Below are 22,835 nucleotides of genomic sequence, written 5' to 3'. Positions count from 1 at the left end.
CCTCGAAGCGATTCAATCGCGCATGGGTGGCGGCGCGATGACCTCGCGCGAGCCGTTGGTATTCATGGATGTCACCACGCCGGCCATTTCCATGGCCTCGATCATGCGTGCGGCGCGGTTGTAGCCGATCTTCAGCTTGCGCTGCACGGCGGAGATCGACGCGCGGCGGCTTTCGGTGACAAAGCGGACGGCCTCGTCGTACAGCGGGTCTTCCTCGCTGCCCTCGCCTCCACCTTCGCCACTACCGCCTTCGAAGCCGCTACCAGCCTCTTCCACGCCGGCCAGGATGTCCTCGATGTAGTCGGGCGCTCCGCGGGCTTTCCAGGCTTCGACCACACGATGCACCTCGTCATCGGAGACGAACGCACCATGCACGCGGATCGGCAGGCCGGTGCCCGGCGGCAGGTAGAGCATGTCACCGTGACCGAGCAGCTGCTCGGCGCCGCCCTGGTCGAGGATGGTGCGCGAGTCGATCTTGCTCGACACCTGGAAGGCCATGCGCGTCGGGATGTTGGCCTTGATCAGACCGGTGATCACGTCCACCGACGGACGCTGGGTGGCGAGAATCAGATGGATCCCCGCGGCCCGCGCTTTCTGCGCGATGCGGGCGATCAGCTCTTCGACCTTCTTGCCGACGATCATCATCATGTCGGCGAACTCGTCGACCACCACCACGATGGTCGGCAGGCTCTTCAGATAAGGCGGCTCGTCATCCATCGACTCGCGCTTGTACAGCGGGTCGTGCAGCGGCGTTCCGGCCTCTTCCGCTTCCTTGATCTTGCGGTTGAAGCCCGCCAGGTTGCGCACGCCCATGGCGGCCATCAGCTTGTAGCGCCGCTCCATCTCGGCCACGCTCCAGCGCAGCGCGTTGGCAGCCTCCTTCATGTCGGTGACCACTGGGCAAAGCAGGTGCGGAATGCCCTCGTAGATCGACAGCTCGAGCATCTTCGGGTCGATCATGATCAGTCGCGCCTCTTCCGGCGTCGACTTGAACAGAATCGACAGGATCATCGCATTGACCCCCACCGACTTACCGGAACCGGTGGTACCGGCCACCAGCAGGTGCGGCATCTTCGCCAGGTCGGCGATGACCGGTTTGCCGCCGATATCGTGACCGAGCGCCAGGGTGACCGGCGACTTGGCGTCGTCATAAGGCGCTGACGACAGCACCTCGGAGAAACGGACGATCTGCCGATCCTCGTTGGGAATCTCGATGCCCACGGTGGTCTTGCCAGGAATGACCTCGACCACGCGCACGCTGACCATGGCCATCGAACGCGCCAGGTCCTTGGCCAGATTGGAGATGCGGCTGACCTTGACGCCGGCCGCAGGCTGGATCTCGAAACGGGTAATCACCGGGCCTGGATGAACCGACTCGACCACCACCTCGACGCCGAACTCCTTGAGCTTGATCTCCAGCAGCCGCGACATGGCCTCGAGAGACTCCGGCGAATACTGCTTCTGCTGCTTCTCGGCTACATCGAGGATGGAAATCGGCGGCAGAGTGCCTTCGACCGCGGTGTCAACGAACAGCGGCGCCTGCTTCTCCTTGAGTACGCGCTTGCTCGGCTCGGCCGGTTTGGGCGGTGCGGGCGGTGTGATCACCGGGGCCGGGCGCTTCTCCAGCTCGCTCATGTGCTTGGCCAGTGCCTCGTCGCGCTCGATGATGCGCTCCTTGACCTTCGCCTGCTCGCGCCGGTCGCGCACCATCGGCGCGGCCACCTCGCTCACCACGTCGTCCGCCTCGCGCAGCTGTGCGACCAGCTGCTTGCGTTCGGCGCGGGCACTCCACCAGCGGCTGAAGAAGCTCTGGATCAGCTCCAGCAGGTCGAGCGTGATTTTGCCGGTGATGTCCATCACCTTGAACCAGGAAAGGTCGGTAAAGACCGTCAGCCCGAACAGGAAGAACGCCAGCAAGGCGAGCGTGCTGCCCTGCACGTTGAGCGTCTGCACCGCCAATTGGCCAAGGCTTTCGCCCAGCGCACCGCCTGAGGATGCCGGCAAGGCTTCGCCGCCCTGAAAATGGATATAGGCGAGTGCCGAACCGGACAGCACGAGAAACACCAAGCCGATCAGCCGCCAGGAAAACAGCCAGCCATTCCACACCCAGGGCTGGTGACGGGTGCGGAACACCTGCCAGGTCTTGACGCCCAGCAGCAGCGGGAAAAGGTATGCGAAGTAGCCCAGCGCCATGAACAGCACGTCGGCGAACCAGGCGCCCGCGCGCCCCGCGGCGTTGCGCACCTGATCGACGTTGCTCGTGTGGGTCCACCCCGGATCGCCCGGATCGTAGGTCAGCAGTGCCATCCACAGGTAGACGCAGAGCGCACCGAGCGCTATCAACGCGCCTTCCTTGAGGCGATAGTGCAATTGTTGTCGCCAGACAGTTGCCGGCGCGGTAGATGAGGAATTCTTCAAAACGCTTTCTTTCCTGCGCCTGCGGCGCGATGAACCGTAGTCAGCCAGAACCCCGGCATTGTACGGGTTTGTCGATTCGATGGCATGCGGGTTCCGCGGCGGCTTGGGCTTTTGCCGATGCTTCGGTGTAGCATAAACGCCCGATTTCCCGGCGCGGCTCGACTGGAGCACGCTTCTCTATTTGCAACAAAGGCTTATGAGGGCTTTTTATGAGTGAAGTCAAGCATTCGCGTCTGATCATCCTCGGCTCGGGCCCGGCCGGTTATACCGCTGCGGTATACGCTGCCCGCGCCAACCTGAAGCCACTGATGATCACCGGCATCCAGCCCGGCGGCCAGCTGACCACCACCACCGAGGTCGACAACTGGCCTGGCGACGTTGAAGGCCTGACCGGCCCGGATCTGATGGTGCGCATGCAGAAACACGCCGAGCGCTTCGACACCGAGATCGTCTTCGATCACATTCATACAGCCGAGTTGCAGCAGCGCCCGTTCACCTTGCGCGGTGACAGCGGCGTCTACACCTGCGATGCGCTGATCATCGCAACAGGCGCTTCGGCGCAGTATCTCGGCCTGCCCTCCGAAGAAGCGTTCGCCGGTCGCGGCGTATCCGCCTGCGCCACCTGTGACGGCTTCTTCTACCGCAACCAGGTGGTCGCGGTGATCGGTGGCGGCAATACCGCGGTCGAGGAGGCGCTGTACCTGTCCAACATCGCCAAGGAAGTCCACCTGATCCACCGCCGCGACAAGCTCCGCTCGGAGAAAATCCTGCAGGACAAGATCATGGACAAGGCGACCAACGGCAACATTCGCCTGCACTGGAACCACACCCTCGAGGAAGTGCTCGGCGACGCCAGCGGCGTGACCGGCGTTCGCCTCAAGAGCACCCTCACTGGTGAAGAGAACACGCTGGACCTCGCGGGCGTATTCATCGCCATCGGCCACAAGCCGAACACCGAGCTGTTCCAGGGCCAGCTGGAAATGAAGGATGGCTACCTGAAGATCCGCGGCGGCGGTGAAGGCGATGCCACCTGCACCAGCATTCCCGGAGTGTTCGCCGCAGGCGATGTGGCCGACCACGTCTATCGCCAGGCCATCACCTCGGCAGGCGCCGGCTGCATGGCGGCACTGGATGCCGAGAAGTACCTGGACAATTGATCCCAGGCGGGCTTCGGCCCGCCCTCCCCTACCCTGCGTGCCGACATGCTGACCTGGCTAAAGCGCGACGACCTCAGCTTTCCTCCCCTCGAAACGGCTCTGAGCGAACCCAACGGCCTGCTTGCCGCTGGCGGCGACTTGCGGCCCGAGCGACTCCTGGCTGCCTACCGCCACGGCTGTTTCCCCTGGTACCAGGAAGGCCAACCCCTGTTGTGGTGGTCGCCCGATCCGCGCACGGTGCTCTTTCCTGACGAGCTGCATGTATCGCGCAGTCTGCGCAAGCGCATGCGCCACGGCGACTATCGGGTGACCTTCGACAAGGCCTTTGCCGAGGTCATCCAGGGATGCGCCAGCCCGCGGAGCTACGCCGACGGCACCTGGATCACGACACCGATGCAAGACGCTTATGTCAGGCTGCACGAGATGGGCGTGGCTCACTCAGTGGAAGTCTGGCAGCAAGGGCAACTCGTCGGCGGACTCTACGGCATCGCGATGGGTGAGCTATTTTTCGGCGAGTCGATGTTCAGCCGCGCCACCGATGCGTCCAAGGTCGGCTTCGTCACGCTGGTGGAACGGCTGCGCGAATGGGGCTTCGCATTGATCGACTGCCAGATGCCGACCCGCCACCTGGAGAGCTTCGGCGCTCGCAGCATCCCGCGCGCGGCGTTCGCCGAGGCACTCGCAATGCATCTGGATCGCCCCAGCGCAGCCGACTGGCGCGCCTAGTCGACCGCGGTAAGCTGGCCTACACTGGGTTCATGATTTCTGAGAGTTGACCATGACTTCACTGGCTCGCCTCAAGTTCTACGCCACCCAGCCCCACGCTTGCAGCTACCTGCCCGACGAACAGGCCACCACCTTGTTCCTCGATCCAAGCCAACCAATGGACGTGCAGGTGTATGCGGAGCTTTCGGAGATGGGCTTTCGTCGCAGCGGGGACCATCTGTATCGCCCCCACTGCCAGCGCTGCTCGGCCTGCATTCCGGCCCGCATCCCGGTGAATGCACCGGAACTCAGTCGCCAACAGAAGCGTATCCTCAAGCGCAACGCCGACCTGCAAGTCCGCGGCGTCCGCCCGGCGTTCAGCGAAGAGCTGTATGCGCTCTATGCCAACTACATCGAGAAACGCCACGCCGATGGCGACATGTATCCACCCAGCCGCGAGCAGTTCAACACCTTCCTGGTACGCGACCTACCATTCTCCCGCTTCTACGAGTTCCGCCTGGATGGCAGGCTGCTGGCTGTCGCCGTCACGGACGTGCTACCCAACGGACTGTCCGCCGTGTACACCTTCTATGATCCGGACGAGGAACGGCGCAGCCTGGGGCGCTATGCGATTCTCTGGCAGATGGGAGAAGCAGCACGCCTTGGCCTGAAGGCCGTCTATCTCGGCTATTGGATCAAGAACTGCCGAAAGATGAACTACAAGACCGAATATCGGCCCATCGAACTTCTGGTCAACCAGCGCTGGGTGACGCTCAGCTGAAGTCCTTGGCTCATCGACCCATTTCGGGCACAATGCTTGCCGCTTTTGCCCGTGCATCTACGCGGGCCAATTATCTGGATACCGAGGACTTTACTGAATGTCGAAAGAAGACAGCTTCGAAATGGAAGGTACTGTCGTCGACACCCTGCCCAACACCATGTTTCGCGTGGAGTTGGAAAACGGGCACGTCGTTACTGCGCACATCTCCGGAAAGATGCGCAAGAACTACATCCGGATTCTTACCGGTGACAAGGTTCGCGTGGAGCTGACCCCCTACGATCTGAGCAAGGGTCGCATCACCTACCGCGCCCGCTAAGCGAGCCGCGAGAAAAAACGCCCGGTCTTACCGGGCTTTTTTGTTTGCGCCTATCATCGCGTACCGTCAGCACACCGCACAAACGAAAACGCCCGGCAAAAGCCGGGCGCTCGTTGAACGGCCGTCAGGCCAGTTCGGCAGCGGTTTCGAATTCGAAGAACGGCTCACCGTCACGAATATCGATATGCACCACACCGCCGTGCTCGGCCAGCTCTCCGAACAGGATCTCCTCAGCCAGAGGCCGCTTGATCTTGTCCTGAATCAGCCTGGCCATCGGCCGTGCCCCCATCTGGGCGTCATAGCCGTGCTCTGCCAGCCAACCACGGGCAGCATCCGACACCTCCAGCGTCACGTGCTTGTCCTCCAGCTGCGCCTGCAGCTCGATCAGGAACTTGTCGACGATGCTCTTGATGACGTCATGGCTCAGGCGACCGAACTGGATGATGGTATCCAGGCGGTTGCGGAACTCCGGCGTGAAGCTCTTCTTGATGACTTCCATGGCATCGGACGCATGATCCTGCAGGGTGAAGCCGATGGAAGCCCGCGCTGCGGTTTCCGCCCCCGCATTGGTGGTCATGATGATGATCACATTGCGGAAGTCGGCCTTGCGCCCATTGTTGTCGGTGAGCGTGCCGTGATCCATCACCTGCAGCAGGAGGTTGAAGACCTCAGGGTGAGCCTTCTCGATCTCATCCAGCAGCAGCACGCAATGCGGCTGCTTGGTGATGGCCTCGGTCAACAGACCGCCCTGGTCGAATCCGACATATCCGGGAGGTGCACCGATCAGACGCGACACCGTGTGCCGCTCCATGTACTCGGACATGTCGAAGCGGATCAGCTCGACCCCCAGCGCCCGGGCCAACTGGCGTGCGGCTTCGGTCTTGCCTACCCCTGTCGGGCCGGCGAAGAGGAAGGAGCCCACCGGTTTGTCCGGTGCCTTTAGCCCTGCACGGGACAGCTTGATGGCGGTGGCCAGCGAATCGATCGCATCGTCCTGGCCGAACACCGTGAGCTTCAGATCGCGCTCGAGGTTACGCAGCAATTCCTTGTCGGAGCTGCTGACGTGCTTCGGGGGAATCCGCGCAATCTTCGCCACGATGTCCTCGACCTGCTCGACATCGATGCACTTGACCCGCTGCCCTTCGGGCTGCAGACGCTGATAGGCGCCGGCCTCGTCGATCACGTCGATGGCCTTGTCCGGCATATGGCGATCATTGATGTAGCGCGAGGCCAACTCCGCCGCGGCGCGCAATGCCTCGTCGCTGTACTCGATGTTGTGATGCTGCTCGAAACGCCCCTTGAGCCCGCGCAGGATGCCGATGGTGTCCTCCACCGAAGGCTCGGTGACGTCGACCTTCTGGAAACGCCGCGCCAATGCGCGGTCTTTCTCGAAGATGCCGCGGAACTCCTGAAACGTGGTGGAGCCGATGCAGCGGATCTCGCCGGACGACAGCAGCGGCTTCAGCAGGTTGGACGCGTCCATGACGCCGCCGGATGCCGCGCCAGCCCCGATGATGGTATGGATCTCGTCGATGAACAGGATGGCGTGGGGCCGCTTGCGCAGCTCGCCGAGCAGCGCCTTGAAGCGTTTCTCGAAGTCACCGCGGTACTTGGTACCGGCCAGCAGCGCACCAAGATCCAGCGAATACACGACGCTATCGCTCAGCAGATCGGGCACCTGATTATCGACGATCCGCTTCGCCAGCCCTTCGGCGATAGCCGTCTTGCCGACGCCTGCCTCACCGACCAGCAGAGGGTTGTTCTTGCGACGCCGCGCCAGGATCTGGGCGACCCGCTCGACCTCGTGCTCGCGGCCGACCAGCGGATCGATCCGCCCCTGCCGGGCCAGCTCGTTCAGGTTGCTGGCATAGGCGTCCAGAGGATTGCTGGAAGCACCCGCCTCGCTGCCGTCCTCGTCCTGCATGTCGGCATCGTTCTCTGGACTGCCGGAATTTCCGGGGACCTTGGAAATGCCATGAGCGATGTAATTGACGACATCGATACGCGCAACGTTCTGTTGCTTGAGCAGGAAAACCGCCTGGCTTTCCTGCTCGCTGAAGATGGCGACCAAGACATTGGCACCGGTGACTTCACGCTTGCCAGAGCTCTGCACATGGAATACGGCACGTTGCAGAACTCGCTGGAACCCCAGGGTTGGCTGGGTTTCGCGCTCTTCATCGTGCTGTGGGATAAGTGGTGTGGTGGAATCAATGAATTCCTGCAGGTCGTGCCGGAGCTTGTCCAGGCTCGCCCCGCAGGCCCGCAGTACGGTAGCAGCCGCTTCATTGTCCAGTAGGGCCAACAGGAGGTGTTCAACCGTCATGAACTCATGACGTTTGGTACGTGCCTCTTTGAAAGCCAGATTCAGAGTGACTTCGAGCTCACGGTTCAACATAGCTTTCACCTCTTCCCCAGCAGTCGGAGTTAACCGTCCTTCTCGATCTCACAAAGCAGCGGGTGCTGGCATTCCCTTGCATATTGATTCACTTGCATTGCTTTGGTTTCGGCGACGTCGCGGGTATACACACCACAGACGGCCTGCCCCTCGGTATGGACGGCCAGCATGATCTTGGTGGCCTGCTCCCTGCTGTGATTGAAAATGCCTTCCAGTACCTCGACGACGAAATCCATCGGCGTGTAGTCGTCATTGAACATGACAACTTTATACATCGGTGGTGCCTTCAGCTGCGGCTTGGCCTCTTCAACAGCCAGGCCAGAGGCATCGTCTCCGTCCTCCAGAGGCCGATCCTGATTGAATGTTAGTCGAATCTGAGCAAATGCATGCATGCGCATAACGGTTCTAGGTCGTGGCGCGGGGGCCAGATAAATATGGACAGCTTCGCAGCCAGCTGACGAGTCGCCTTGACTATCGGCAAAACGGTGATACAAACAGTAAGTGCCTACAAGGGCAAACGGGTTGCGCAACATGAGGCCTCGGGCTGCATAAGCGCGGAATGAAATGGATGTTACTCCAGTAATGGACTCCTTTGCAGAGGGATAACAGCATGCTAAGCGGTAAGGTCAAGTGGTTCAACAACGCCAAAGGCTACGGCTTCATCGTAGCAGACGGCGGCGATGAGGACCTGTTCGCCCACTACTCGGCCATCCAGATGGAAGGCTACAGAACTCTGAAAGCTGGGCAAGCGGTCATGTTCAATATCCTGCAGGGTCCGAAAGGCCTCCACGCAACCGACATCCGGCCTCAGCAAGCCGTGTCCGAAGCGACGACTCCTGCCGCTGCCCAGGGTGCTTCCACGGTCGACGCCTGACGTCCTGCGGGAGCGAACAAAAAAGGCCGATCAATCGATCGGCCTTTTTACCCACTTGCTTACATGTGGCTGATCATGGCGTCGCCGAACTGCGAGCATGACATCAGCTGCGCGCCTTCCATCAGTCGCTCGAAGTCGTAGGTGACCGTCTTGGCAGCAATGGCGCCTTCGGTGCCCTTGATGATCAGATCGGCCGCTTCGACCCATCCCATGTGGCGCAGCATCATTTCGGCAGAAAGGATCAGCGAACCCGGGTTGACCTTGTCCTGACCGGCATACTTGGGCGCCGTGCCATGGGTCGCCTCGAACATCGCCACCGTGTCGGACAGGTTGGCACCCGGAGCGATACCGATACCTCCAACCTCAGCCGCCAAGGCGTCGGACAGGTAGTCGCCATTCAGGTTGAGCGTGGCGATGACATCGTATTCGGCCGGACGCAGCAGAATCTGCTGCAGCATGGCGTCGGCGATGGCGTCCTTGACCACGATGTTCTTGCCGGTATTGGGGTTCTTGAACTGCATCCAGGGTCCACCATCGAGCAACTCTGCGCCGAACTCGTCGCGAGCGACTTCGTAGCCCCACTCCTTGAAAGCACCCTCGGTGAATTTCATGATGTTACCCTTGTGGACGAAGGTGACCGAGTCACGATCATTGTCCACGGCATACTGCAGCGCCTTGCGAACCAGTCGCTTGGTACCTTCCAGCGAGACGGGCTTGATGCCGATGCCGCAGTTCTCAGTGAAGCGGATCTTCTTGACGCCCATTTCCTCGGTGAGGAACTTGATGACCTTCTCCGCCTCAGGGGAGCCGGCTTTCCACTCGACACCGGCATAAATATCTTCGGAGTTCTCGCGGAAGATCACCATGTCCACATCGCCTGGGTTCTTCACGGGACTCGGAACGCCAGTGAACCAGCGAACCGGGCGCTGGCAGACATAGAGGTCCAGTTCCTGACGCAGCGCAACGTTCAGCGAACGGATACCGCCTCCAACCGGCGTGGTCAGCGGTCCTTTGATGGACACCACATAATCGCGAACCGCTTCCAGTGTTTCCTTCGGCAGCCAGGTGTCCTGGTCATAGACCTGAGTGGCTTTCTCGCCAGCATAGATTTCCATCCAGGCGATCTTGCGCTTGCCGCCGTAGGCCTTCTGCACGGCTGCGTCCACGACCTTGATCATCACCGGACTGATGTCGACGCCGATGCCGTCCCCCTCTATATAAGGAATGATCGGATTGTCGGGAACGTTCAGGGTGTTATCGGCATTGACGGTGATTTTGTCACCGCTGGCTGGCACCTGGATCTTTTGGTATCCCATGCTGGACTCCGTCTTCGTGGTTAGACATCGATCGTCGTTTGAGGGTAACCCACTCGAATCGCCTGAAACTACATGTTCGTTCGTCGTATGCGCAATGCCGTTCTGCCAGAGGGGGGCTCGATGGTATACTGCCGCGATGACTCACAAGTCATAAGGGACGAGCCTGTACCAGACCCGCCTCTTGAACCCTGACGCTGCCACCGCGGCTCGGCGGTTCAAACGCTCGACACTCTATTGGTGCATCCATCATCACCGCGGCGAATCCCCTTCTGGCTCGACTAGATGGAGAGTCAGGGCGCCTACCCGGCGCATTCGGGATTCTGTGCACGCCCAGCAAGAAGAGAGTTAACGCTAAATGTCCACCCCTTCGAAGATCATCTATACCTTCACCGACGAAGCTCCAGCCCTGGCAACCTATTCGCTTCTTCCCATTGTAGAAGCCTTCGCAGCCTCCGCTGACATCTCCGTCGAAACACGCGACATCTCTCTTGCAGGGCGCATCCTTGCGAGCTTCGCCGATCAGCTGGATGCCGACAAGAAAGTCGAAGATGATCTGGCCAAGCTTGCCGAGCTGACCAACCAGCCCGACGCCAACATCATCAAGCTCCCCAACATCAGCGCCTCCGTTCCACAGCTCAAGGCAGCGATCGCCGAGCTGCAGGCCCTGGGCTACAACATCCCCAACTACCCCGAAGACCCGCAGACCGATGCCGAGAAAGACGCGCGCGCGCGTTACAGCAAGGTGCTCGGTAGCGCCGTGAACCCGGTCCTGCGCGAAGGCAACTCCGACCGCCGCGCGCCGGCCGCCGTGAAAGCCTATGCCCGCAAGCATCCGCACTCCATGGGTAAGTGGAGCAAGGCATCCCAGTCCCACGCCGATTACATGCGCGGCGGCGACTTCTTCTCCAGCGAACAGTCGATCACCATGGAAAAAGCCGGTGACGTGCGTATCGAGTTCGTTGGCAAGGATGGCAAGGTCGAGGTCAAGAAGCAGCTCGCCCTGCAGGAAGGCGAAGTGCTCGATGGCATGTTCATGAGCTGCAAGAAGCTGCGCGCGTTCTTCGAAGACACGCTGCAGGACTGCAAGGAAACCGGCGTCATGTGGTCCCTGCACGTCAAGGCGACCATGATGAAGATCTCCCACCCGATCGTCTTCGGCCATGCCGTGAGCGTTTACTACAAGGACGTCTTCGACAAGTACGGCGATCTGTTCAAGGAGCTGGGCGTCAACCCGAACAACGGCATCAGCAGCGTCTACGACAAGATCAAGTCCCTGCCCGCCTCGCAGCAGGAAGAAATCCTGCATGACATCCACGAGGTCTATAGCCACCGCCCGGAAATGGCGATGGTCGACTCGGTCAAGGGCATCACCAACCTGCACATCCCGAGCGACGTGATCGTCGACGCCTCGATGCCGGCGATGATTCGCAACTCCGGCCAGATGTGGGGCAAGGATGGCAAGCAGAAGGACACCAAGGCGGTGATGCCGGAGAGCACTTACGCCCGCATCTACCAGGAAATGATCAACTTCTGCAAAACCAACGGCGCCTTCGACCCGGTCACCATGGGCAGCGTGCCGAACGTCGGTCTGATGGCGCAGAAGGCTGAGGAATACGGCTCACACGACAAGACCTTCGAAATGCACGCCGACGGCACCATGCGCGTCGTACTGGCCGATGGCACCGTACTAATGCAGCACGAAGTCGAGAAAGGCGATATCTGGCGTGCCTGCCAGACCAAGGACGCGCCGATCCGCGACTGGGTCAAGCTGGCCGTTACCCGCGCCCGCCAGTCCAACACCCCAGCCGTGTTCTGGCTGGACCCGGAGCGTGCCCACGACATGCAGCTGCAGAAGAAGGTCGAAACCTATCTGCAGGACCACGACCTGAGCGGCCTGGACATTCGCATCATGAGCTACAACGAAGCCATTCGCCTGAGCATGGAGCGCATGATCCGCGGCAAGGACACCATTTCTGTCACCGGCAACGTGCTGCGCGATTACCTGACAGACCTGTTCCCGATCATGGAGCTGGGCACCTCGGCCAAGATGCTGTCCATCGTTCCGCTGATGGCCGGCGGCGGCATGTACGAGACTGGCGCCGGTGGTTCCGCGCCGAAGCACGTGCAGCAGCTGGTCGAAGAAAACTATCTGCGCTGGGATTCGCTGGGTGAGTTCCTCGCCCTGGCGGTTTCGCTGGAGGAGACTGGCATCAAGACTGGCAACAGCAAGGCGAAGATCCTAGGCAAGACCTTGGACCAGGCCACTGGCAAGTTGCTGGACAACAACAAGTCCCCGGCGCGCAAGGTTGGCCAGATCGACAACCGCGGCAGCCACTTCTACCTGGCACTGTACTGGGCGCAGGCTCTGGCCGCGCAGGACGAAGATGCCGAGCTGAAGGCTCACTTCACTCCGCTGGCCAAGACCCTGACCGAGCAGGAAGCGGCCATCGTCGCTGAACTGGCAGCCGTGCAAGGCAAGCCGGTCGACATCGGCGGTTACTACCGCTCCAACCCGGAGCTGACCAGCAAGGTGATGCGCCCCAGCGCCACCTTCAACGCTGCCCTGGCCGCGCTGAACGCCTGAGTCTGCACCTGAGCGTCAATACGAACCCCGGCCTTGCGCCGGGGTTCGTGCTTTCAGCAGCCCAGCTGCTGTTATGATCGCCTCATTTGCGCAAGGCAGCCCCTATGGATTGGCACCCCCACATCACCGTCGCTACCGTAATCGAAGACCAGGGCCGCTTCCTCTTGGTGGAGGAACTCAAGGCAGGCCGACTGGTGCTCAACCAACCCGCCGGCCACCTGGAGGCCAACGAGAACCTGCGCGAGGCCGCCATCCGGGAGACGCTGGAGGAAACGGGCTGGGAGGTCGAGCTCACCGGCCTGGTCGGCATCTACCTGTATACCGCCCCGAGCAACGGCATCACCTATCAGCGCGTGTGCTTTGCCGCCAAGGCCGTGCGTCACGATGCGCAGCGCCCGCTCGACGACGGCATCGTTGCGGCTCGCTGGTTGAGCCGCGAAGAGCTGGCCCAGCAGCCCGAACGCTGGCGCAGCGAGCTGGTTCCGCGCTGCATAGACGACTACCTGGCCGGACCACTGCATCCGCTTGACGTGATTCGCAACTGATCACAACTTCGTCACGCCGGCGCCAGCTGATAGAATTCGCCCCTTTGCAAAGCCCTGGCGTACTTCTATGTCTGTTGCGACCCTCTCCGCTCCGGAAAAAACACGCGTGATCGTCGGCATGTCCGGCGGCGTGGACTCGTCTGTTTCCGCCCTCCTGCTGCTCGAGCAGGGCTATCAGGTCGAAGGCCTGTTCATGAAGAACTGGGAAGAGGACGACGGCACGGAGTACTGCACCGCCAAGGAAGACCTGGCCGACGCCCAAGCCGTGTGCGACCGCATCGGCATCAAGCTGCACACCGCCAACTTTGCCGCCGAGTACTGGGACAACGTGTTCGAGCACTTCCTCGCCGAATACAAGGCGGGCCGCACGCCCAATCCGGACATCCTCTGCAACCGGGAAATCAAGTTCAAGGCGTTCCTCGATTATGCCCTGATGCTCGGTGCCGACCTCATCGCCACCGGCCATTACGTGCGGCGTCGTGACCGCGATGGCCGCAGCGAGCTGCTCAAGGGCCTGGACCCTAACAAGGACCAAAGCTACTTCCTGCATGCCGTCGGTGGCGAGCAGCTGGCCAAGACACTGTTTCCCGTCGGTGAGCTGGAGAAGCCCGAGGTCCGCGCGATTGCGGAGAAGCACGGCCTGGCTACGGCGAAGAAGAAGGATTCCACCGGCATCTGTTTCATTGGCGAACGGCGTTTCAGTGATTTCCTCAAGCAGTACCTACCCGCCCAACCGGGAAACATCGAAACGGTCGACGGCGAGGTAATTGGCCGGCACCACGGCCTGATGTATCACACCATCGGCCAACGCCAGGGACTGGGTATCGGCGGTCTCAAGGATGCCTCCGACGAGCCTTGGTATGTGCTAAGCAAGGACCTGCAGCGCAACGTGCTGATCGTTGGCCAGGGCAATGACCACCCATGGCTGTTCTCCCGCGCTCTACTGGCTTCCGAAATCTATTGGGTGAACCCCGTGGACCTCAGCGCCCCGCTCAAGCTGACCGCCAAGGTTCGTTATCGCCAGAGCGACCAGGCTTGCACACTGGAGCAGACCTCCGACGGCTATCGCGCCGTGTTCGAAGCGCCGCAACGCGCCGTCACGCCTGGCCAATCAGTGGTGTTCTATGATGGCGAGGTCTGCCTCGGCGGCGGCGTCATCGAACAGGCCGAACCCTGGTTCGAGGGCCGAGCATGAGCAAGCTGGATGAACAACTGATAGCCCTCGGCGCGGTGTTCGAAGCCGCCACGCTGGTCGACCGCATCGCCCGAACCGGCCAGGTGCCGAACGCCGCGCTCGGCTGCATGCTCGGTAGCCTACTGGCGCGCAACCCGCAGACCACACTGGAAATCTACGGCGGCGACGACCTCAATCTGCGAGACGGCTACCGTGCCTTGGTCGGCGCGCTGGAGCGCGACAGCAGCAGCCTGCAGCGCGAACCGTTGCGCTATGCGCTGGCGATGATCGGCCTGGAGCGACAGCTGGACAAACGTGGCGACATGCTGCAAGTCATCGGCAGCCGGCTGGATCAGATCCAGCAGCAGGTCGAGCACTTCGGCCTCACCCATGAAAACGTGGTCGCCTCGTTCGGCGGGCTCTATCAGGACACCCTAAGCACCTTCCGCCAGCGCATCCAGGTTCAGGGCGACATGCGCCACCTGCAGCAGAGCGACAACGCCGCCAAGATTCGCGCCCTGCTGCTCTCCGGCATTCGCTCTGCCCGCCTCTGGCGCCAGCTTGGCGGGCACCGCTGGCAGCTGATCTTCAGCCGGCGCAAGCTGCTCGATGCACTCTATCCTCGACTGCGCTCGACACAGAGCGAAGACCGATAACCGGGGAGAATGGACCGGGATGTGCCGGTACATTCGTGTATAATCTGCGCCCTTTTCGTTGCCCGACTGTCCGAGAATGCCCTCTATGCAGCTTTCCTCGCTCACGGCGGTTTCCCCCGTCGATGGCCGCTACGCCGGCAAAACCAGCTCCCTGCGCCCGATCTTCAGCGAATTCGGCCTGATTCGTTGCCGTGTTCAGGTCGAGGTCCGCTGGCTACAGCGCCTGGCAGCCCACCCGGGCATTCCGGAAGTCGCGCCCTTCTCCGCCGAAGCCAATACGCTGTTGAATCAGCTGGCGGAGAACTTCCAGCTGGAGCACGCCGAGCGTGTCAAGGAGTTCGAGCGCACCACCAACCACGACGTCAAAGCCGTGGAGTACCTGCTCAAGGAGCAGGCCAAGCAGCTGCCTGAATTGGCCAAGGTCAACGAATTCATCCACTTCGCCTGCACCAGCGAAGACATCAACAACCTGTCCCACGCTCTGATGTTGCGCGAAGGCCGCGACACCGTTCTGCTGCCGCTGATGCGCCAGCTCGCCGACGCCATCCGCAGCCTGGCCGTCCAGTTCGCCGACGTGCCGATGCTGTCGCGCACCCACGGTCAGCCGGCCTCCCCGACTACGCTTGGCAAGGAACTGGCCAACGTGGTCTATCGCCTGGAGCGCCAGATCGCTCAGGTAGCTGCCGTGCCGCTGCTGGGCAAGATCAACGGGGCCGTGGGCAACTACAACGCCCATCTGTCCGCCTACCCAGACGTCGACTGGGAAGCCAATGCCCGCGAATTCATCGAGGGTGATCTGGGCCTGTCGTGGAACCCCTACACCACGCAGATCGAGCCGCACGACTACATCGCCGAGCTGTTCGACGCCATCGCGCGCTTCAACACCATCCTCATCGACTTCGATCGCGACGTCTGGGGCTACATCTCCCTCGGTTACTTCAAGCAGAAAACCGTCGCAGGCGAAATCGGCTCCTCGACCATGCCGCACAAGGTCAACCCGATCGACTTCGAGAACTCCGAAGGAAACCTCGGCATTGCCAACGCGCTGTTCCAGCACCTGGCCAGCAAGCTGCCGATTTCCCGCTGGCAGCGCGATCTGACCGACTCCACCGTCCTGCGCAACCTGGGCGTTGGCTTCGCCCACAGCGTCATCGCCTACGAGGCGAGCCTCAAAGGTATCGGCAAACTGGAGCTCAACGCTGCCCGCATCGCCGAAGATCTCGATGCCTGCTGGGAAGTGCTTGCCGAGCCGGTACAGACCGTCATGCGGCGTTATGCCGTGGAGAATGCCTACGAGAAGCTGAAGGATCTGACCCGCGGCAAAGGCATTACGCCTGACGCACTGCAGGCCTTCATCGACGGCCTCGACATCCCGGCCGACGCCAAGGCGGAGCTGCGCAAGCTGACGCCGGCAAGCTACATCGGCAACGCCGCTGCCCAGGCCAAGCGCATCTGATCGATCCCATGCCTGCACGCCCGGCTGTGCCGGGCGTTTTTATTTTCAGCTCTGCCATATAGAGCAAGGTGTTACGCATGACTTCTGATATTCCACTTCAAATTCTGGGCGGCATCAGTGCTCGGGAATTCCTGCGCGATTACTGGCAGAAGAAGCCGCTGCTGATCCGCCAGGCCATCCCGGGTTTCCAGAGCCCGATCTCGCCGGACGAACTGGCCGGCCTCTCCCTCGAAGAGGACGTCGAGTCCCGTCTGGTCATCGAACACGGCGAAAGCCCCTGGGAGCTGCGCCGAGGCCCATTCACCGAGGACACCTATCAGCAGCTGCCGGAGCGTGACTGGACCTTGTTGGTGCAGGCGGTCGACCAGCTCGTGCCGGACGTCGCCGAGCTGATCGAGCATTTCCGCTTTCTGCCCAACTGGCGCATCGACGATGTGATGATCAGCTATGCCGCTCCGGGTGGCGGCGTCGGACCGCACTTCGACAATTACGATGTGTTCCTGCTGCAGGCCCATGGACAGCGCCGCTGGCGCATCGGGCAGATGTGCGACAGCGAAAGCCCGATGCTGGCCCACGGCGACCTGCGCATTCTCGCCGACTTCCAGGGCACCGAAGAATGGGTGCTGGAGCCGGGCGACATGCTCTACCTGCCGCCTCGCCTCGCTCACTTTGGCACCGCCGAGGATGCCTGCATGACGTACTCGGTCGGTTTTCGCGCACCCAGCGCCGCGGAAGTCCTGACCCATTTCACCGACTTCCTCGCGCAATTCCTGCCAGACGAAGAACGCTACAGTGATGCCGATCTACAACCCAGCGATGACCCCTTCCAGATCCAGAGCGATGCACTGGACCGTTTGAAGGCATTGCTTGCCGAGCACATGAGCGACGAACGCCTCCTGCTTACCTGGTTCGGCCAATTCATGACCGAGCCGCGTTATCCGGAGCGTGTCGAGGGCCCGGAACTGAGCGAGGACGAGTTGCTGTCGGCGCTGGAGGACGGCGCGATACTGGTTCGCAACCCCGCGGCCCGGCTGGCCTGGAGCGAGGTGGATATCGGCCTGCTACTGTTCGCCAGTGGCCAGAGCCGCCTGCTTCCCTCTAAGCTGAACGAACTGTTGAAACTGATCTGCTCGGCCGACGCGCTGCATGTCGAAAACGTCGGTCGATGGCTGAGCGACGAGGATGGCCGGGCGCTGCTGTGCGAACTGGTAAAACAAGGAAGTCTGGAGTTTGCTGATGAATAGCGTTCAGGTACGGATCGCCGACTGGCAGCAGGACAACGCCGAACTGCGGCGCATCCGCGAGGCCGTATTCATTGCCGAGCAGGCCGTACCGCCCGAGCAGGAGTGGGACGCCGACGATGCCGAAGCGGTGCACTTCCTTGCACTCGAGGGCGGCTATCCGATCGGCACCGCTCGGCTCCTGGCCGACGGGCAGATTGGCCGCGTGGCGGTGTTGCGCGACTGGCGCGGCATGAACGTCGGCAATGCGCTGATGCGAGCGGTCATTGCCGAAGCCGAGCGCCGCGGCCTGACCGAACAGACTCTGACCGCTCAGGTCCATGCCACCGCGTTTTACGAGCGGCTTGGCTTCAAGGTTGTCAGCGACGAATTTCTTGAAGCCGGCATCCCTCATGTTGAGATGCTCCGCCGGAGCCAGTGAGACGAAATGAACGACGATGCCCCCAAGGAGCGAACCGAACAGGCCGAACTGCCGGCTATCGACTTTCACTCCCCGGGGCGCTTCGCCGTACACAATCCGCCTCCTGATCTTCCCGAGCCCGAAGCCTGGGTCGCGGCCCCCTTCCGCCTTGGACGGGATGTCGAGCTGCAACGATTCGACAAGCCGACTGAAGTACGCCAGCACGCCTTGGCCATGCTGCAGCAGGCGACCCGTGCCCTGTGCATCTACAGCACTGACCTGGAGCCCTGGCTCTATCATCACAGCAGCATTCAGCAGGCCTGCACTCGCCTTCTGCTCGCACACCCTCGCAACCAGCTGCGTATCCTGGTCGCCGACCCAACTCGCGCCGTGAAGGAAGGGCATCGCCTTCTTCAACTCGCGCGCCGGTTGACCAGCAATGTCCATATTCGCAAGCTGCATCCGGACTACCCCGAGCCGAACGGCACCTATCTCCTCGCCGACGACTGCGGGCTGCTGGAGCGCCCCAAGGCCGACCAGTATGCTGGCTACGCCCTGTATCGTGACCCTGCTCGCGTGCGCATACGCCAGGCAGAGTTCGACAAGGCATGGGATCATGGGCAATCGGACGCAAACTTGCGGAGCTTCCTGTTATGAGTCCTCGTATCACGCTGCTGGCCGTCGCGCTCAGCATCTGCCTGCCGCTGCAGGCGGCAACCGAAGTCATCCAGCTCAACAACCGCATGGGCGAGGAAGTGCTTCCGGTAGCCGAGTCGGTACTGGGCGGCCAGGGCCGAGTCACGGCATATGGCAACCAGCTGATCGTCAACGCACCGGACGCACTGATTCGAGAGCTGCGCCAGGTGGTGGACCAACTGGATGTGGCCCCCAAACGCCTGTTGATCAGCGTCGATACCCAAGACTCGGCTAGCAGCGCGACGGGAGGATATCGGGTAGACGGCTCGGTACGCGCCGGCGACGTGGAGTTCGAAACGGGCCGCGGCGAGATCGGAGGCAGGGACCAGGTTCGCATCATTCGTCGCAGTACCAACAGCCGGGACGGTGGCATTCAGCAGATTCAGGCCAGCGAGGGCTATCCGGCGCTCATTCAGGTTGGCCAGAGTGTTCCGTTGACGACTCAGGGCACCGATGGCTATGGCCAGATCTATCAGCAAACCCAGTATCGTGATGTTCTGCGTGGTTTCTACGCCACCGCCACGGTGCATGGCGATCGCGTGCAGATCAGTATCAGCAGCAGCCGCGACCGACTCGCTCAGGGCCGCAGTGGCGTCGTCGAAGTGCAGAATGCCGATACCCGCATCAGTGGGCGCGTCGGCGAATGGATCACCGTGGGCGGTATCGATGAAAGCGCAAGTTCTGATCAGCGCGGCACGCTGCGTCGCTATTCCACCCAGGGCAGCCAGAACCTTTCGATGCGCCTGAAAGTGGATGTTCTCGACTGAACCACTGCTGACGCGCAGAAGAATGTAGTGGCCTAAAAAAAACACTACAAAACCATTGACGATGAAAAAACAGCGGCGCATTATTGGCCCGCTCCCGCTAACCAGGGGCCCTGGCAAGGGTCTCCGGGGCGTGCTCCAGCCAACCAGCCGAGCCGTTCCGTGACTGTACTGCCCACAAGGCGGACTGACGAGGTTGCGACTGGAACGAGTCGTCCCGAGGGACGGGGTAGCGATTGACGCATCAGCCAGTCTGACCAGCTTCTCGTTGTTGTAGCGCACACGGCAGCCACGCCGGCTGTGGGCGCAGCAACCGGAACCAGCCAGCCCGGCGGTCGTATCCCCCTTCTCCTTGGTTCAATCCTCGTCCCGGTCGATATTTCGACGCTCTGCCGCGTGTTGCCCGCACTGATCAGCGATAGCACGTAGGTTCGGTGGGAAAAAGTCGGTGCTCAACCACACTTATTTTTGAAGGATTGAACATGTCCGCATATCAAGACGACATCAAGGCAGTTGCCGCCCTGAAAGAGCAATACGGCAGCAGCTGGGCCGCCATCAACCCTGAGTCCGTCGCTCGCATGCGCGCCCAGAACCGCTTCAAGACCGGTCTGGAAATCGCTCAGTACACCGCCGACATCATGCGCAAGGACATGGCCGAGTACGACGCCGACTCGTCCGTCTACACGCAATCCCTCGGCTGCTGGCACGGCTTCATCGGTCAGCAGAAGCTGATCTCCATCAAGAAGCACCTGAAGACCACCAACAAGCGTTACCTCTACCTGTCCGGCTGGATGGTTGCTGCTCTGCGCTCCGAGTTCGGCCCGCTGCCGGACCAGTCGATGCACGAGAAGACTGCCGTTTCCGACCTGATCGAAGAGCTGTACACCTTCCTGCGTCAGGCTGACAGCCGTGAGCTGGACCTGCTGTTCACCGCTCTGGACGCTGCTCGTGAGGCCGGCGATTCCGCCAAGGCTGCCGAGATCCAGAGCCAGATCGACAACTACGAAACTCACATCGTACCGATCATCGCCGACATCGACGCTGGCTTCGGTAACCCGGAAGCTACCTACCTGCTGGCCAAGCGCATGATCGAAGCAGGCGCTTGCTGCATCCAGATCGAGAACCAGGTTTCCGACGAGAAGCAGTGCGGCCACCAGGACGGTAAAGTAACCGTTCCGCACGCCGACTTCCTCGCCAAGATCGCTGCCGTTCGTTACGCCTTCCTCGAGCTGGGCATCGACAACGGCGTGATCGTTGCTCGTACCGACTCCCTGGGTGCCGGCCTGACCAAGCAGATCGCCGTGACCAAAGAGCCGGGCGACCTGGGCGACCTGTACAACTCTTTCCTGGATTGCGAAGAAATCTCCGAAGCCGAGCTGGGCAATGGCGACGTCGTAATCAAGCGCGAAGGCAAGCTGCTGCGTCCGAAGCGTCTGCCGTCCAACCTGTTCCAGTTCCGCGCTGGCACCGGCGAAGACCGCTGCGTTCTGGACTGCATCACCTCGCTGCAGAACGGCGCCGACCTGCTGTGGATCGAAACCGAGAAGCCGCACGTTGGCCAGATCAAGGCCATGGTTGACCGCATCCGCGAAGTCATCCCGAACGCCAAGCTGGTCTACAACAACAGCCCGTCCTTCAACTGGACGCTGAACTTCCGTCAGCAGGTGTTCGACGCTTTCGTTGCCGAAGGCAAGGACGTGTCCGCCTACGACCGCGCCAAGCTGATGAGCGTCGAGTACGACGAAACCGAGCTGGCCCAGGTTGCAGACGAGAAGATCCGTACCTTCCAGCGCGACGGTTCGGCTCACGCCGGCATCTTCCACCACCTGATCACCCTGCCGACCTACCACACTGCTGCTCTGTCGACCGACAACCTGGCCAAGGGCTACTTTGCCGACCAGGGCATGCTGGCCTACGTCAAGGGCGTTCAGCGCGAGGAACTGCGTCAGGGTATCGCCTGCGTCAAGCACCAGAACATGGCTGGCTCTGACATCGGCGACAACCACAAGGAGTACTTCGCTGGCGAAGCTGCTCTGAAGGCAAGCGGCAAAGACAACACCATGAACCAGTTCCACTAAGAACAGGTTCGCAGCCGCCCCGGCTGCGGTGTGAAAAAAGCCCTGGCGTGAGCCGGGGCTTTTTTTTGGTTCATCGCGCTTTCCCGGGGAAGGCGGCCTTGATTTTCAGAAAGAAGTATTCCGAGTCCCGAAATCCATAGGCCATGCGCTTGATCACCTTGATGCGGTTGTTAACACCCTCAAGGACGCTGGTATGCATGTGGAAGTGAGCACTGGCAAGGATGCCTCGGGCGTATTTGCGCAGGTTGCGAGCGAAGCGTTGCAGCGGCGCGAGGCCGCTCTCGCGAGCATGTCGCAGCCAGGTTCGCCAGCGTCGCCAACCCTCTCGTACGCTGGGGGCGTACCAGACATCCTTCAAGGCATCCTTGAGTACATAGACCGTAGCCAGCGGCTGGTTCGCTGCGAGCAGTTCCTGTAGCTGCACGGCCTGTCCGTCCTTCAGGTTGTCGCGATTTCGCAGCAGCAGCCAACGACTCTGCTTGACCGCCTTTCGTGCCGGCTTGTCTTCGCGCAGGAGGTTGGCCTGGTCGACCCGGATACGGTCGATCACATCCCGGCCGTAGCGCGCGACGACGTGAAACAGGTCGTACACCACTTCGGCCTGCGGGCAATGTTGCTTTACCTCCAGGCCGAAAGCCGTGTTCATGTCCATGGCCACCGCCTCAATCTGCTGGCAGTGCTCGCCGAGCAATTCAAAGAACGGGCGGATCGCCTCACGGCTGTTGCCGTGGCCGACCCACAGCACCCGTGTTCGCTCGGCATCCATGATGACCGTGGCATAGCGATGCCCCTTGTGCAGGGCGAACTCGTCCATCACCAACCGGCGGACACCGCTTGAATCGAAGGTGCCTACCTCGGCTTCCAGGCGTCGTTTATCGAGCGTCTTGAGGGTGTGCCAGTGCAGGCCGGTGAGCCGGCTGACGTGGCTGATCGGCAGCAGCCGCAGCAGGCTTTCGAGCCAGACCCGTAACCGCCGGGTCAGGCGAGATGCAGGCTCCAGCCAGTCGATCCGCTCGGTCACCCGACCACAGTTCAGGCAATCGACTCGGCGCACGGGTAGTTGAAGCAGGACGCGCTGATCGAACAGATCGCGATCACGCACCAGACGAATCCGGCGCTCGTGAATCAACGGGCTGAGCTGACCACAACGCCCGCACCTGGGCACTGAACCGGCTTGAGGCTCAAGCTCAATCAGAAGGGAGTTGTTGGCAGATGAACGGCAGGCAACGACGTCATAGCCTGGCCAGAACGAGGCAAGATCAATAGGATGCACGGCGAC

At 61.5% G+C, this 22,835-nt stretch carries 20 protein-coding genes; 15 read left to right on the top strand and 5 right to left on the bottom strand.

The genetic code is table 11. The annotated features are described in order from the left end of the window. Nucleotides 1-12: 12 nt before the first annotated feature. The gene (gene ftsK / locus P5703_RS08525; RefSeq protein ID WP_013982937.1) at nucleotides 13-2,418 is read right to left on the bottom strand and encodes a DNA translocase FtsK; all 2,406 of its coding nucleotides are present in this window, start codon (nucleotides 2,416-2,418) and stop codon (nucleotides 13-15) included. A 209-nt stretch (nucleotides 2,419-2,627) separates the two neighbouring features. On the opposite strand from ftsK, the gene trxB reads away from it, so the two are divergent. The 4 genes from trxB (at nucleotide 2,628) to infA (ending at nucleotide 5,377) form a co-directional block, all read left to right on the top strand. Continuing rightward, nucleotides 2,628-3,575 carry a thioredoxin-disulfide reductase gene (gene trxB / locus P5703_RS08520; protein ID WP_095460161.1) on the top strand — a complete coding sequence of 316 codons (948 nt, stop codon included), beginning with the start codon at nucleotides 2,628-2,630 and terminating at the stop codon, nucleotides 3,573-3,575. 45 nt (nucleotides 3,576-3,620) lie between these two features. After that, nucleotides 3,621-4,301, top strand: a complete 681-nt coding sequence (gene aat / locus P5703_RS08515; RefSeq protein ID WP_279641922.1) for a leucyl/phenylalanyl-tRNA--protein transferase — start codon at nucleotides 3,621-3,623, stop codon at nucleotides 4,299-4,301. 52 nt (nucleotides 4,302-4,353) lie between these two features. Then, on the top strand, nucleotides 4,354-5,061 hold the full coding sequence (locus P5703_RS08510; RefSeq protein WP_011913422.1) for an arginyltransferase: 708 nt from the start codon (nucleotides 4,354-4,356) through the stop codon (nucleotides 5,059-5,061). Between the two features lie 97 nt (nucleotides 5,062-5,158). After that, nucleotides 5,159-5,377 (top strand): translation initiation factor IF-1, encoded by a 219-nt coding sequence (gene infA / locus P5703_RS08505; protein ID WP_002553999.1) that lies wholly within the window; start codon nucleotides 5,159-5,161, stop codon nucleotides 5,375-5,377. Between the two features lie 124 nt (nucleotides 5,378-5,501). Here infA and clpA read toward each other — a convergent pair whose 3' ends face one another. Continuing rightward, entirely contained in the window at nucleotides 5,502-7,772 is a 2,271-nt protein-coding gene (gene clpA / locus P5703_RS08500) for an ATP-dependent Clp protease ATP-binding subunit ClpA (protein WP_011913423.1), read from the bottom strand. 29 nt (nucleotides 7,773-7,801) lie between these two features. Beyond that, nucleotides 7,802-8,164: an ATP-dependent Clp protease adapter ClpS gene (gene clpS / locus P5703_RS08495; protein WP_026006451.1), complete on the bottom strand. Its 363-nt coding sequence runs from the start codon at nucleotides 8,162-8,164 to the stop codon at nucleotides 7,802-7,804. 218 nt (nucleotides 8,165-8,382) lie between these two features. Between clpS and cspD the strand changes: the two genes are divergently transcribed. Next, nucleotides 8,383-8,646 (top strand): cold shock domain-containing protein CspD, encoded by a 264-nt coding sequence (cspD, locus tag P5703_RS08490; RefSeq protein WP_013982942.1) that lies wholly within the window; start codon nucleotides 8,383-8,385, stop codon nucleotides 8,644-8,646. Between the two features lie 59 nt (nucleotides 8,647-8,705). Here the strand turns inward: cspD and icd are convergent, their stop codons facing one another. Next, nucleotides 8,706-9,962 (bottom strand): NADP-dependent isocitrate dehydrogenase, encoded by a 1,257-nt coding sequence (gene icd, locus P5703_RS08485; RefSeq protein ID WP_011913426.1) that lies wholly within the window; start codon nucleotides 9,960-9,962, stop codon nucleotides 8,706-8,708. A 355-nt stretch (nucleotides 9,963-10,317) separates the two neighbouring features. Between icd and P5703_RS08480 the strand changes: the two genes are divergently transcribed. The 10 genes from P5703_RS08480 to P5703_RS08435 all read left to right on the top strand — a co-directional run bounded on the left by P5703_RS08480 (nucleotide 10,318) and on the right by P5703_RS08435 (nucleotide 21,556). Further along, nucleotides 10,318-12,546 (top strand): NADP-dependent isocitrate dehydrogenase, encoded by a 2,229-nt coding sequence (locus tag P5703_RS08480; RefSeq protein WP_279641923.1) that lies wholly within the window; start codon nucleotides 10,318-10,320, stop codon nucleotides 12,544-12,546. 104 nt (nucleotides 12,547-12,650) lie between these two features. Continuing rightward, a complete protein-coding gene (locus P5703_RS08475) occupies nucleotides 12,651-13,091 on the top strand; it encodes an NUDIX hydrolase (protein WP_011913428.1) in 441 nt (146 codons plus the stop codon). Between the two features lie 67 nt (nucleotides 13,092-13,158). Then, nucleotides 13,159-14,286, top strand: coding sequence for a tRNA 2-thiouridine(34) synthase MnmA (gene mnmA / locus P5703_RS08470; protein ID WP_152732187.1), 1,128 nt, complete (start codon nucleotides 13,159-13,161; stop codon nucleotides 14,284-14,286). Beyond that, nucleotides 14,283-14,921, top strand: a complete 639-nt coding sequence (hflD, locus tag P5703_RS08465) for a high frequency lysogenization protein HflD (protein WP_011913430.1) — start codon at nucleotides 14,283-14,285, stop codon at nucleotides 14,919-14,921. Before mnmA ends, hflD begins: the two co-directional genes overlap by 4 nt. A gap of 85 nt (nucleotides 14,922-15,006) precedes the next feature. Continuing rightward, a complete protein-coding gene (purB, locus tag P5703_RS08460) occupies nucleotides 15,007-16,377 on the top strand; it encodes an adenylosuccinate lyase (RefSeq protein ID WP_279641924.1) in 1,371 nt (456 codons plus the stop codon). 77 nt (nucleotides 16,378-16,454) lie between these two features. Then, nucleotides 16,455-17,621, top strand: coding sequence for a ribosomal protein uL16 3-hydroxylase (locus P5703_RS08455; RefSeq protein WP_011913432.1), 1,167 nt, complete (start codon nucleotides 16,455-16,457; stop codon nucleotides 17,619-17,621). Beyond that, complete coding sequence (locus P5703_RS08450; RefSeq protein ID WP_279641925.1) at nucleotides 17,614-18,039, top strand: GNAT family N-acetyltransferase; 426 nt, start codon at nucleotides 17,614-17,616, stop codon at nucleotides 18,037-18,039. The genes P5703_RS08455 and P5703_RS08450 overlap by 8 nt, the downstream gene beginning before the upstream one ends. 6 nt (nucleotides 18,040-18,045) lie before the next feature. Further along, nucleotides 18,046-18,675, top strand: coding sequence for a DUF7931 domain-containing protein (locus P5703_RS08445; RefSeq protein WP_011913434.1), 630 nt, complete (start codon nucleotides 18,046-18,048; stop codon nucleotides 18,673-18,675). Then, on the top strand, nucleotides 18,672-19,481 hold the full coding sequence (locus tag P5703_RS08440) for a secretin N-terminal domain-containing protein (RefSeq protein WP_108241692.1): 810 nt from the start codon (nucleotides 18,672-18,674) through the stop codon (nucleotides 19,479-19,481). Before P5703_RS08445 ends, P5703_RS08440 begins: the two co-directional genes overlap by 4 nt. A 479-nt stretch (nucleotides 19,482-19,960) precedes the next feature. Beyond that, nucleotides 19,961-21,556, top strand: a complete 1,596-nt coding sequence (locus P5703_RS08435) for an isocitrate lyase (RefSeq protein WP_108241691.1) — start codon at nucleotides 19,961-19,963, stop codon at nucleotides 21,554-21,556. A 70-nt stretch (nucleotides 21,557-21,626) separates the two neighbouring features. Here P5703_RS08435 and P5703_RS08430 read toward each other — a convergent pair whose 3' ends face one another. Continuing rightward, nucleotides 21,627-22,829 (bottom strand): ISL3 family transposase, encoded by a 1,203-nt coding sequence (locus tag P5703_RS08430; RefSeq protein WP_285585726.1) that lies wholly within the window; start codon nucleotides 22,827-22,829, stop codon nucleotides 21,627-21,629. Between the last annotated feature and the right edge of the window lie 6 nt (nucleotides 22,830-22,835).

Origin of the sequence: Stutzerimonas sp. FeSN7 (genome assembly GCF_030263795.1) — a bacterium.
GTDB lineage: Bacteria > Pseudomonadota > Gammaproteobacteria > Pseudomonadales > Pseudomonadaceae > Stutzerimonas > Stutzerimonas stutzeri.
This window is presented reverse-complemented; position numbering and strand designations above follow the sequence as displayed.